Source organism: Corallococcus sp. CA041A (genome assembly GCF_003612075.1).
Taxonomy (GTDB): Bacteria; Myxococcota; Myxococcia; order Myxococcales; family Myxococcaceae; genus Corallococcus; species Corallococcus exiguus.
This window is the reverse complement of record NZ_RAWF01000299.1, coordinates 1-11,831: the sequence shown is the minus strand read 5'-3', so window position 1 is coordinate 11,831 and position 11,831 is coordinate 1. Positions and strand designations below refer to the sequence as shown.

General features: G+C 69.8%; 8 protein-coding genes. 4 read left to right on the top strand and 4 right to left on the bottom strand.

Going from position 1 to position 11,831, the window contains the following annotated elements; genetic code table 11:
* A partial coding sequence (locus D7V77_RS35760; protein WP_147452268.1) for a glycosyltransferase occupies nucleotides 1–1,337 on the top strand: 1,337 nt, incomplete at its 5' end.
* 88 nt (nucleotides 1,338–1,425) lie between these two features.
* Nucleotides 1,426–3,171: an ABC transporter ATP-binding protein gene (locus D7V77_RS35755; RefSeq protein ID WP_120580747.1), complete on the top strand. Its 1,746-nt coding sequence runs from the start codon at nucleotides 1,426–1,428 to the stop codon at nucleotides 3,169–3,171.
* Between the two features lie 13 nt (nucleotides 3,172–3,184).
* Here D7V77_RS35755 and D7V77_RS35750 read toward each other — a convergent pair whose 3' ends face one another.
* Nucleotides 3,185–4,453: a PLP-dependent aminotransferase family protein gene (locus D7V77_RS35750; RefSeq protein WP_199733947.1), complete on the bottom strand. Its 1,269-nt coding sequence runs from the start codon at nucleotides 4,451–4,453 to the stop codon at nucleotides 3,185–3,187.
* 221 nt (nucleotides 4,454–4,674) lie between these two features.
* On the opposite strand from D7V77_RS35750, the gene D7V77_RS35745 reads away from it, so the two are divergent.
* Complete coding sequence (locus tag D7V77_RS35745) at nucleotides 4,675–5,865, top strand: alpha-hydroxy acid oxidase (protein ID WP_120580745.1); 1,191 nt, start codon at nucleotides 4,675–4,677, stop codon at nucleotides 5,863–5,865.
* 36 nt (nucleotides 5,866–5,901) lie between these two features.
* Entirely contained in the window at nucleotides 5,902–6,930 is a 1,029-nt protein-coding gene (locus D7V77_RS35740) for a toprim domain-containing protein (protein WP_120580744.1), read from the top strand.
* Nucleotides 6,931–6,939: 9 nt separating this feature from the next.
* Here D7V77_RS35740 and D7V77_RS35735 read toward each other — a convergent pair whose 3' ends face one another.
* The 3 genes from D7V77_RS35735 to D7V77_RS43980 form a co-directional block, all read right to left on the bottom strand.
* A complete protein-coding gene (locus D7V77_RS35735; RefSeq protein WP_120580743.1) occupies nucleotides 6,940–8,802 on the bottom strand; it encodes a DUF6519 domain-containing protein in 1,863 nt (620 codons plus the stop codon).
* A gap of 32 nt (nucleotides 8,803–8,834) precedes the next feature.
* The gene (locus D7V77_RS35730) at nucleotides 8,835–10,451 is read right to left on the bottom strand and encodes a phage tail protein (protein WP_120580742.1); all 1,617 of its coding nucleotides are present in this window, start codon (nucleotides 10,449–10,451) and stop codon (nucleotides 8,835–8,837) included.
* Nucleotides 10,448–11,831, bottom strand: a 1,384-nt coding sequence (locus D7V77_RS43980; protein WP_199733946.1) for a hypothetical protein, incomplete at its 5' end; no start/stop codon positions are given. The genes D7V77_RS43980 and D7V77_RS35730, both read right to left, overlap by 4 nt.

Sequence of the window (11,831 nt, the reverse complement as noted above, 5' to 3'; positions counted from 1 at the left end):
CCCCCATGCAGACCCCCACGACTCCCGCGCGGCAGGGTGACCGGGCCACCTTCCTCATGGTCACACCGGGCGGCAAGGGCCAGATGAAGGGCCACCTGACGCGCGTGCTCGACCTGGCCCAGAGCCTGGTCGCTCGCGGGCACCGGGTGCTCGTGTTCACCGAGGAGGCCGTCCCCGCCGAGGTGGAGGCCTCAGGGGCGGAGCTGGTGCCGGTCGGCGACTACCGGGGCATCATGGACCGGATGGAGGCCGCCCGCGAGACGCTTCCCGGTTGGATGCGCGTCTCGCTGCTGCTGCGCAGGGCCTACTGGTTCGCGTGCTACCGCCGCGCGGTGCTGGGCAGCGCGGAGGACTACTGCCACCAGCTGGAGCCCCTGCTGCGCCGTGAGCAGGTGGACTGCGTGGTGTACGACTACTTCGCCTTCGGCGCGGGGTACGCGGCGGAGCGCCTGGGCATTCCCGCCATCAGCACCGGCAACCTGGGGAGCGTCATCGACGCGGACGGGCTGCCGGTGCTGCTGCGCACCGCGCCCCCGGGCCGGCTCGCGCGGCGCATGCCCCGGCTGACACACGCCCTGGTGGAGGCGTTCCTGCCCCTGCGGCGCACGCGGGCGAAGCTCGGCCTGCCGCCGCGCGCCGCGAAGCACGCCGAGCTGTTCCAGACCATGGGCTCCAGCGAGCTCCACCTCGCCATGGTGCCGGAGAACATCCTGGCGGGAGTCCCCCGGCGGGGCGAGCAGCTCTACGCGGGCACCATCGCCTTCGACGGGGCGACCGCGGAGAACTCCGCGACGTTCGGCCCCATCGCGCCCGGCACCGTGCTGGTCAGCACCACCAGCGTGGGCCAGGACGGAGGGCTGATGCGCCGGGTGCTGAAGGCCCTGGACCCCACGGGGATGCCGGTCCTGGCCACCACGGCCGGCGCCCGCGACGTGCCCGACAACCTGGGCCCCCACATCCGCACCGAAGCCTTCCTGCCCCACGAGCAGGTCTTCCCCCACGTCGCGGCGCTGGTGACGCACGGGGGCTGGGGCGCGGTGGGCCGGGCCCTGCGGCACGGCGTGCCCATGCTCATCATCCCCCTGTTCGCTGACCAGCCGCTCAACGCGGAGCTGCTGGAGAAGCAGGGACTCGCCTACCAGTTGTCGCTGCGCGAGGCCACGCCGGAGGCCATCCGCGAGCGCGTCCAGGCCCTGCTGAAGGACCAGGTGCTCCACGCCCGCGTCCAGAAGCTCTCCGAGGAGCTGAAGGCCATGCGCAAGGACAGCGTGGCCATCGACACCCTCGAGCGGCTCGCGCTCGAAACCCGCGGCCACAGGCAGGCCCAGGCGGCCTGACGCAGCCCGCGTCCCCCGCCCCCACCGTTTCCGGTGACTCCGGCACCCGGCCGGAAACGCCCACCGCGCCTCCTCGTCCGACCGACCCATGCCCCCTGCCGCGTCCTCCGTCACTCCGCGCCGCATCCTGAGCCTTGCCCGTCCCGAGGCGCGCAGGCTCTCCGCGGGCGTCTTCTTCCTGTTCATCGGCAGCGGGCTGTCCCTGCTCTTCCCGCAGGCCATCCGCCTCATCATCGACGAGGCGCTCGGCGCCCGGGACCAGGCACTCATCGACCGGGCCACGCTCTGGATGACGGTCATCTTCGCGGTCACGGCCGTGGCGAACGCGCTGCGCTACTACTTCTTCACCAGCGCGGGCGAAAACGTCGTGCAGGCGCTGCGCGAGCGGCTCTTCTCCCACCTCGTTTCCCAGGAGGTGGCCTTCTTCGACAACAGCAAGACGGGCGAGCTGGTCACCCGGCTGGGCGCCGACACGGCGGTGCTCCAGCAGTCGGTGAGCGGCAACATCGCCATGGCGCTGCGCAGCGGGGCGCAGGTGCTGGGCGGCGTCGCGCTGCTCTTCTACACCTCGCCCACGCTCACGCTCCTGATGCTCACCGTGGTGCCTCCGGTGGTGGTGGTGGCCATGGTGTATGGCCGGCGCATGCGGTTGACCTCCCGGCGCGTGAACGACGAGCACGCCGCGTCCAACGCGGTGGCCGAGGAGATCTTCGTCGGCATCCGCACCGTGCGCTCCTTCGCGGCCGAGCGTCACGAGGGGGGACGCTACAGCGTCGCCCTGGCGAAGGCGCTCGCGCTGGCCCGCCGGCGCACCCAGCTGTCCGCCATCTTCATCGGCGGCAGCACCTTCGGTGGCTTCATCGCCGGGTCCCTCGTGCTGTGGTACGGCAGCCGGCTGATGCTGAGGGGCGACCTGTCCATTGGAAGCCTCACCTCCTTCCTCGTCTACACCACGCTGGTCTCCATGTCGGTGAGCGGGCTGACGGACCTGTGGGCGGACTTCATGCGGGCCTCCGGCTCCGCCGAGCGCGTCTTCGACTTGCTGGATCGCAAGCCCGGCATGCCCATCTCCGGCGGTGAGCGCATCGACCCCCTCCAGGGCCACGTCGAGTTCCAGTCCGTGCGCTTCGCCTACCCGACGCGGCTGGACGCGCCCGTGCTGAAGGACCTCAACCTGGCCATCCAGCCCGGCGAGGTGGTGGCCATCGTCGGCCCCTCGGGCGCGGGCAAGTCCACCATCGCCGGGCTGCTGGCGCGCATGTATGACCCGCAGGGAGGGAGTCTCCTCCTGGACGGGCGGGACCTGCGCACGGTGGACCCGGAGTGGCTGCGTCAGCAGATTGGCGTGGTGGCGCAGGAGCCCATGCTCTTCTCCGGCTCCATCTTCGACAACATCCGCTACGGGCGGCTGGACGCCACGGAGGCCGAGGTGGAGGCCGCCGCCCGCGCCGCCAACGCGCACGACTTCGTCTGCCGCTTCCCGGACGGCTACCGCACCTCCGTGGGCGAGCGCGGCGTGCAGCTCTCCGGCGGCCAGAAGCAGCGCGTGGCCATTGCCCGCGCCATCCTCAAGGACCCGCGCCTGCTCGTCCTGGACGAGGCCACCAGCGCACTCGACGCGGAGAGCGAGCACCTGGTGAAGGACGCCCTGGAGCGGCTGATGCGCGGGCGCACCACGCTCATCATCGCCCACCGCCTGTCCACGGTGCTCGGCGCGGACCGCGTGCTGGTGCTGGAAGGCGGGCAGGTGGTCCAGAGCGGCAGCCATGCCTCCCTCATGGAGCAGGAAGGCCTGTACCGCCGCCTGGTGGAGCGGCAGTTCGCGGCCGCCTGAGCCCGCTACAACCTCACCCCACGGAGAGCGCCCGGGCGGGCTGCTGCTCCAGCGCCGAACGGATCAACCTGGCCAGGCGGGAGATTCCCTCTTCAATCTCGGCGGGAGTGAGATAGCTGCAGGAGAGCCGCAGCTCGGTCTCTCCTCCCGAGCCCAGGTAGAAATACCGCATGGGCGTCCAGATGACCTGGTGGTGCTTCGCGGACCGCTCGAGCAGGGCTTCATCGGCCTCGATGGGAAGCTTCATCACCAGGAAGAAGCCGCCCTCGGGAACGTTCCACGTCACGCCGCGCGCCCAGGCCTCGCTCCTCGGGAAGTGACGCTCCAGCGCACCGAGGGTGGCGTCCATGTTCTCCTTGTAGAAGCGAATCGCCTCGCGGTTCGCGTCAAGGAGTCCCCCCTCATTCATCACCAGCATCCCGCCGATGATGGCCTGGCTGAGCGCGGGCGTATTCACGGTCAGCATGCTCTTGATCTTCGAGAACTCGTCCGCCAACAGGTGCTGCTTCCCCGTGGCGCCCAGGACGCGCTGGTCCGCCACCGCGTAGCCCACCCGCACGCCAGGGAAGGCGGACTTCGAGAACGAGCCCAGGTAGATGACCTGCTGGTGCTCATCCATGGATTTGAGGGTGGGCTTCCGGGGGCCCTCCCGGAAGAAGAAGCCGTAGGGGTTGTCCTCGATGATGAGAAACCCCGCGCCCCTGGCGATTTCCAGCAGACGCTTGCGTGCCGGCACCGGGAGGCTCTTCCCAGAGGGATTGGCGAAGTCCGCGACGAGGTAGAGCGCTCGGGGCTGTTTGCCTTCCGCCTTGAGCCTGCTCAGCGTGTCTTCAAGCTCCTGCAGATCCAACCCGTCCTCGCGCTCCGTCACGGGGACGATCTCGATTCCCAGGAGCTTGGCCGCGCCGGTGATGCCGATGTAACAAGGCATTCCCACCAGCAACACATCGGTGGGCGCTGAAAACAGCGCGCGCAAGGAGATGAACATCCCCTCCTGGCACCCGACCGTGACGACGATGGACTCCTTCGCGGCCCGGATTCCCTCGTCCTTCTCCAGCATCCGCGCGATCAGGTCGTGGATGTGGCCATTGGTCCGGCCGTATTGAAACAATTGCGTCTTGACCTGCGCCTCGGTCAGCCCGCGTTCCTCGCGCAGATAGCGGCAGTACGCGTCGAGATACACGGTGAGCTTTTCGGCTTCATAGAACTGCTCGTTCGGCCTCCCCGGAGCGAACGAGATCGCCTCTGGAAAGCGGATCGCGATCTCGTTCAGGAAGTTCATGACCTCCAGACTCGGATCCGTCAACGAAGCGTGAAGCGCGTTTTGCAGGAGCATGGCGAGAGCGACCCGGACAGGAGCAGGGCACGCAAACCACCCGTGCCACCGCGAGACGATAAACGACCCCGACCCACGAAAGGTAGGCCCTTGCGGGGAATGCGATTTTGGGGGATTACGAATGGTTGACTTGAACTCCAGCCCTCCTAACGAGGCTGAAGACGGACATGCCCAAGACAGCCAATATCGAGGATCTGCGTCAGCGGGCGCGGCGCCGGATTCCACGCTTCCTCTTCGATTTCGTGGAGGGAGGCGCGGACGACGAGTTCACGGTGCGCGCCAACCGGGAAGCCTTTGGCCGCCATGCGTTCCGGGCTCGCTCGCTGGTGGACGTCAGCACGCGGGACCTCTCCACGACGCTGCTGGGGCAGCGGCTGGAGCTCCCGTTGATCCTCGGGCCGGTGGGCCTCGCGGGTCTGCTCGCGCCGGGCGGGGAGCGCCTCGCGGCTCGGGCTGCCGTGAAGAAGGGGGCCCTCTTCACGCTGAGCACCATGTCGGTGTGCACCATTGAAGAGGTCGCCGCGGCGGTTCCGGCACCGGGGTGGTTTCAGCTCTACATCTGGAAGGATCGTGGAATCACGCGTTCGCTCGTGGAACGGGCGAAGGCCGCGGGCTACACGGCGCTTTGCGTGACGGTGGATGTCCCGGACATGGGCAATCGCGAGCGTGACGTGCGCAATGGCTTCACGGTGCCGCCGCGCCTCACGGTGGCCAATGCCTTTGACCTCCTGCTGCACCTGGGCTGGGTGCTGCGGATGACCCGCTCACCACGGGCCACCTTTGGCAACTTCGAGGACAGCAAGGCGCTGACGCGCCGGGATGCGGTCTCCGTGGCTGCCTATACCTCGCGCCAGTTCGATGCATCCGTCACCTGGGCGGATCTGGAGTGGCTTCGGGAGTTGTGGCCCGGTCCGCTGGTGCTCAAGGGGCTCAGTTGCGCCGAGGATGCCCGGCGCGCCGTGGAGCGCGGAGTCCAGGCCCTCGTCGTCTCCAACCACGGTGGGCGGCAGCTGGATGGCCTGCCTGCCGCTCTCGACGTGTTGCCCGAGATCGTCGACGCCGTGGGTGGGCGCGCGGAGGTCATCCTGGATGGCGGCGTTCGTCGTGGCTCGGATGTGGTGAAGGCAATCGCCCTGGGCGCGCGAGCCTGCATGATTGGCCGGCCCTACCTGTATGGGTTGGCCGCCGATGGCCAGGCCGGCGTGGAACTCGCGCTGGAGCTCTTCCGCAAGGAGATTGACCGTACGCTGACGCTGTTGGGCTGCCCCCGGCTGGATCAGCTGGATGCCTCGTATCTGCGAGGACCTGGCGAGGCTCCACGGCTGTCATTGCCAGCGGGGCGTACGTCCACCGGGTGAGGGCGTGAGCGCCATTCCCGCGTTATCCTGTCATCCATGAGCCAGACCGAGACGCGCGGCGAGGAGAACGGTTTCCAGCAGGCGGCTCGGCTGGAACGAGAGGAACTCCATCGGTGTGTCACCCTCGCCGCAACCCATTTCCAATCGCGTCTCTGGGACGATGAGGAGGGACAGGCCGCGAGGGATTACATCGCCTCGCGCGGAGTCACGCTGGAGAGTGCTCGGGCCTTTGGTCTCGGCTACGCCTCGGCCTCGGGGACGGCGCTGGCGGAGACACTCGCACGCGAGGAACTCCTCGACGCGGGTGAGCGTGCGGGCGTGTTGCGCCATCCGAGGGCGGGCGACCGCCACACGGACTACTTCAAGCGGCGCGTCATGCTCCCGTTCTGCTCCCCGGAAGGACAATCCCTCTCATTCATCGGACGGGACCTCCCTCCCCATCAACGAGTCAAGTACCTGGAGACCCGGAACTCCTCCATCTTCATCCGCAACACGACGCTCTTCGGGCTGACCCACGCCCGCGACGCCATCCGCGGCGAGGGCTCCGCCATCGTCGTCGAGGGAGGCTTCGACTGCATGCTGCTGCACCAGGCCGGCTTCCCCCACAGCGTCGGCCTCATCTCCACCACCCTGAGCACGGCCCGGATCGACTTGCTGCTCGCCGCGGGGGCCCGCGAGCTGGTGGTCATGTTGGATCCAGACCGCGGAGGCTGGCGAGGCATCCAGCAGAACAGCGACCTGTTGCTGCTCTACGTCCCGAGGACTCGCGTGGTGCAGCTCCCCGGCAAGGAGGACCCGGACGAGTTCATCCTCCGCGCCGGAGCCGGGGCCATGCGCCGCCTGCTCTCCGAGGCGCGCCCTCTCACCGACTACCTCCTCGCCATCGCCCTGCCCCAGGGGCGCGGCGCCTCCGCCTCCGAGCGGAAGAAGGCCATTGAAGAGCTCTCCCCCATCTTCCTCCGGCTGCAGGAGGGCCCGGCGCGCACGGCCCTCCTGGAGGCCCTGGCCTCGCACTCCGGGCTCTCAGGCCAGGAGCTGGAGTCGTTGCTGCGTACCCAGGGATGAACCCGGGACCTACCGCACGTCGAACATGCGGAGCTGCACTTCGACGGTCTCGGCGGAGGTGTTCCTCACGTACAGCTCATTGGAGCTGCTCCCCCCGGGATAGAGCTCCACCTCGATTTGCGGGTGGATTGGCCCGCTGTAGGCGAAGTAGATGTCATCCTCGTCTCCCTGAGGGATCTGACGCTTCAGTCCCATCGCGATGAGCGGCGGCTGGGTGAAGAGGGGCACCGCCGCCTCCCACGACTCGTCGGGCTCCAGCGTGAACGTCCACTGGTAGAGCATCGAGGGGTACCGCGCATCGTGGTGGTGGCTCGTGGATGCGAAGGTCGCGTTCGCTTCCGTTCGCGGGTAGTAGCGCGCGTCGTGGTCCGTGGAGGTCGACGCCACGTGGGTGTTGAGGTGGGTGACGAGCTGGGTGAGCTGGCTCCGGACCGTGCCCGCCGTCAGGTTCTTCGGCGCACCGGTGATGGCCGCGCTGCCAATCAGGCCCGAACCATTGGACGCGGAGTTCGCCTTGTTCAACACGGGGATGAGCGAGCTGAGCTGTGATTGCACCGTGGTGCCCGTCACGTCCGCGTGCGCCTCCGTGCCGACGTAGTTCGCCCCCGAGTCCCCCACGGACGGCGACATCAGCCGTGTCAACGAGGGGAACCCCAGCGTCCGCTCCGGCGTGAAGGAGCCCGACGCGATGACGCCCAGCTTCACGTAGCGATGGAGGAGCCCCACGGGCTGCGCGCCGCTCAGGACCTGGTCCCCCGCGGCATCCTGTTCGCGCACGGGCGCCAGCCAGTAGTCCCCGGCGACGAAGGCACGGCTGGTGGTGCCCCCTCCCGTCAGGGTGAGCGCGAGCGCCAGGTCCTGGAGCTCCAGGTGCAGCACGCCGCTCTCGATGCGCACATGGCCATGCACGCCCTGCGCATTGGCCGTGGACAGCGGCGCGCCGCGATCCCTCCCGCCGCTGGCGAAGGTCCACACTCCCGTCGTGGTGTTGCGCGTCAGCGTGCACCAGCCGTCCCACCTGCGGACGAACGGGTACGTGGCCGCGTCGGGCACGGAGACCGGGTAGCCCGCCTCCAACCGGCCGCGCGAGGGGAACCCCGCCGACGGCGTGCCGAGGTGCACGCCCAGGTGGCGCTCCGTCGCGGCGTTGTAGAACTCGTAGAGCCAGTCGTTGCCCTGGTAGTCCTGGGGCACGCCAGGCCCGTTCGCGTAGGCCTCCGCCGCGTTCTCGCTCGACCACTTCAACGTGAGCTCGCTGGGCGCCGTGGGCGAGCCCTTCACGTCATGCACCTCCAGCCGGAAGAGGTAGTTGCCCGTGAACTGGGCGGCGGGCCCCGTGCCCGCCACGCGCTGGGACAGGGTGAGCGGCGCGTTGCCCCGCCCCGGGTTGACGAGCGGGTCCGTGGGTTGCTGGCCCGCGGGGCAGCGCTTGATCTGCAGCATCACCTGCGTGCGTGTGCTCGTGTCCGCGCCGTGCAGCCCCGGATCCTGGAGGTTCGGGTCCTCCAGGAACAGCACCGGCCGCTCCCAGACGTCCGCGTAGAGGCTCTCGCCCACCGCGGGTGCCCCCGGCGCCAATGGGAAGTCCGGCTGGGTGGCGTAGGTGAAGGGCGTCGTGCCGGGCAGCGAGGCCATCAGCCCGTCCGCGTAGACGCTGCCGGGCGTCATCTGCAGCGTGTTGGAGATGAGCAGCTTGCCGGTGGCGGGGCCGCCGCTGCCCACCACGTCCCGCAGCGCGCTGGTGACGCGGTCGTTGATGATGGACACCAACTCGTTCCAGTCCGCGTCGGTGAGCATCCGCCCCTGCTGCTGGTAGACGCCGGAGTAGCCCTTGGAGGAGTCGTGGGAGTCGCGTGAAATCTGGGTCTTCATGATGAGGAACTCCGCTGGAGTCGAAGCGGGAATCAGGTGGAAGGAGGCGTGACGACGGGCAGGGCCAGGCCGAGCCGTTCGTCGGGAACCAGGATGGCGCTCATGCCCGCGGGCAGGGATTCACGGAGCCGGGCGAGCACCGCCTCGTCGCGCAACGCATAGCGACGGTGGCGGTAGGCCCCCAGCTCCCCTCCATCCTCCGCGCCATCGAGCAGCCTCGCGCCGCTGTCGCTCGCGAGCACGCCAGCGCCGGGTGCTCCGAAGACGGTGGCGCGGAAACGGGGCACCTCGCTCGTACACGCGTACGCCTCCGCGGGCTGCCCCTCCACGGTGTACGCCCCCAGCGTGGCCTCTGGCAGCCGGCAGTAGCGGAAGCAGTTGCCCACCCCGGGGCGGGGAGTGACGGAGCCCGCGAAGAGCGAGTCGTTGGCGAAGCACCGCGCCACGTCCATCGAGCCGAGCACCGTCACGCTCAGCAACGTGATCAACGCCGTGCTCTCGAGTGAACCCAGGAGGCTGTCCTCCACCGTCGCGCCGACCACGTCCGGCGTGCCCGCCTCCAGCTGGAGGCGGCCGAAGGCGGATCGGCGGACGACGAGTTCGTTCCCCAGGTTCTTCGTCACCATCCCCGTGACGATGGAGTCCTCGATGACGTGCGCGGTATCGAAGGCGTCGATGTACACGTTGCCCTGGACGACGCAGTTGCGCATCACCAGCGGCCGATTGCCGACGATGACGTCCTCTCCCTCAGGGAGGACGAGGTTCTCGAGGACGTAGTCGCCCGACTCCGGCTCGGGCGTCAGGGGCCCCTGACGGCGTCGGGGCAGCACGCGCGACGGCTCCGGGGGCACTGGCAGCGGACGCGTGTCTCCGAACTCCCAGCCCGGAGGGAAGAACCCCACCCTGGGCAGCGTGAAGACCGCGACGCGCTTGGGGTGGACCTGTCCCTGCCGCGCGGAGGGCCGGCGCAGGTCCGGTGTCCGTCGGGAGACGTCGTCGAAGTGGCCGGGCGCCGCGGGGATGCCGTGCACGTTCTCCTGCAACGGCGGCAGCGACGAACCATCCCCACGCGGCGGCAGCGCCACCTTGCGGGACAGGTACCGCAGGTCCACCGTCGCCGCGGGCAGCGCCGGGTGCCGTCGCGCTGGCGCCCCCGCCGGAAGTGGCAGGGCCCCGAGCGACTCCGGCGGGAGCAACGGCTGTCCCACGCGCGGCGTCACCGCCACCCGCCTCCAGCCCTCCTGGAGGTAGACAGGCTCGGAGGGCTCGTTCCGAGGGTCCTCCGTGTCCCACGCATACTGGCCGACGTCCTGGGCGACCTGGACCACCGACCCGGGCGTGCCCTTGCGCTGGCGCAGCGACACGGCCTGGGACAGCTCACGCCGCTGCTCCGGCTCCGCGGGCGACAGCAGCTTCACGTCCAGGAGCTCCGCCAGATACGGCAGCGTCCAGCCCTGGGCGTCCGGATGGTCCGGGAACGCATCCGCCAACCGCTGGGCCATCACCCCGCGGACCAGGTCCAGCACCTCGCCGCAAGACCCCAGGTAGTCGCGCAGGTCTCCGTTGTCACGCGTGCGGTACACCTCCGGCAGCAGCCCGTAGAGCTGCGCGCCGAGCCCGCTCCCCGTCCCCCCGCTTCCCGAGCTCACAGTGAGTACTCCTTGAAGCGCACGGACAGGTCCTGCCCCTCCGGCGCCAGGTAGACGACGTGCGCGCCGGACGGCGCGTCCTTGCGCTGCAGCCCCGGCACACCGGCCATCACACAGATGGAACTCTCCACACCCGTCACGGCCTCCACCACCTTGTAGACGTCACTGAGGTACAGCGCCTGTCCCAGCCCCCGGTGCCGCAGCGACAGCGCGTCCAGCAGCGCCGCCCGCACCGCCTGCACCACCGCGTCCGGGTTGAAGGCCCGCGTGTCCACCTCCACCTCCACGTCGAGCGTCACCGGCTCGCTGAGGTAGCGGGAGAGCGACACCTCCACGCCCGGCAGCGCGTGGGCGCGCAGGAAGTCCGCCAGGGACTGCTTCAGGGGCCCCAGCTCCCCACCGTCCGAGGGCACCACCACCACCTCCACCAGCTCCATGCGGGAGCCGGGGTTGCGCTTGAGCAGCGCGCGCGCCTGCCAGACGCTGCTGTGGCCCATGGCGAGGCTGGCGAAGTCCTCCGTCGACACCGCGCGCTCCAGCGTCAGCACCGTGGCGGGCGCGGTGCGGCGCAGCGCCTCCACGTCCTGCATGTCGTTGCCCCCCGAAGCGGGCAGCGGCTGCTCCACCGCCTCCACCAGCGCATGAGGCCGGCTCGGCTTCGCGAGGCTGCCCGCGGGCAGGTTGCCTCGCAGCCCCGAGCCCGCGCGGAAGCCCACCCGCACGTTGTTCGCGCCCGTCGGCAGCCGCCGGCCGTTGCGCCCATCACCGAAGACGACCGCCAGCTCCCCGTCGCGAACCAGGCGCACCGTGTAGTGCGGGTCCGTGGGGCCCGACTCGCGCAGGCTCTCCACCGCCTGCCAGCGGCGGCCCGCCACCTTCACCTCCAGGTCCGCGCGCACGCCCGACGCGCGCGTGGAATCCGCGACGAACGAGAGGCCTCGCTCTTTCAGCACGAACGCCTGCCCGGTCTGGGTGGCGTCTCCGCTGCCCAGCACCTCCTCGGGCTTGCGCTCTCCGTGCCCCACCAGGACGACGTTCGCGTGGAGGATGAGGTTGTCCACCGTGCTGCCGGGAGGCAGCGGATCCACCAGCGCGACGAAGCCCTCTCCGGTGCCCTGCACTCGCGTGAGCAGCGACGGCGCCGTGCCGCCCTCCTGCCGCACCACCACGGCGCGGCCGAACGTCAGGCCTCGTGGCACCGTTTCCAACGGCACCTGCGTGCCAGACAGCGGCGTGGCGTTCTCGTCCCAACCCACCAGCCGCGCCACCTCCTGGAAGCGGCCGTACACACGCGTCTCCGCGCGGGGAAACTCTCCCCCACCCCGGCCCTGCCAGCCGTCCACGGGGACGAGCTCCGTGCGCCCCAGCTCTGCGTTGTTC

Bases quoted from the DNA above. Each gene is read 5' to 3' on its own strand.
- D7V77_RS35755 (WP_120580747.1), top strand. From the start codon at position 1,426: ATGCCCCCTGCCGCGTCCTCCGTCACTCCGCGCCGCATCCTGAGCCTT.
- D7V77_RS35750 (WP_199733947.1), bottom strand. From the start codon at position 4,453: ATGAACTTCCTGAACGAGATCGCGATCCGCTTTCCAGAGGCGATCTCG.
- D7V77_RS35745 (WP_120580745.1), top strand. From the start codon at position 4,675: ATGCCCAAGACAGCCAATATCGAGGATCTGCGTCAGCGGGCGCGGCGC.
- D7V77_RS35740 (WP_120580744.1), top strand. From the start codon at position 5,902: ATGAGCCAGACCGAGACGCGCGGCGAGGAGAACGGTTTCCAGCAGGCG.
- D7V77_RS35735 (WP_120580743.1), bottom strand. From the start codon at position 8,802: ATGAAGACCCAGATTTCACGCGACTCCCACGACTCCTCCAAGGGCTAC.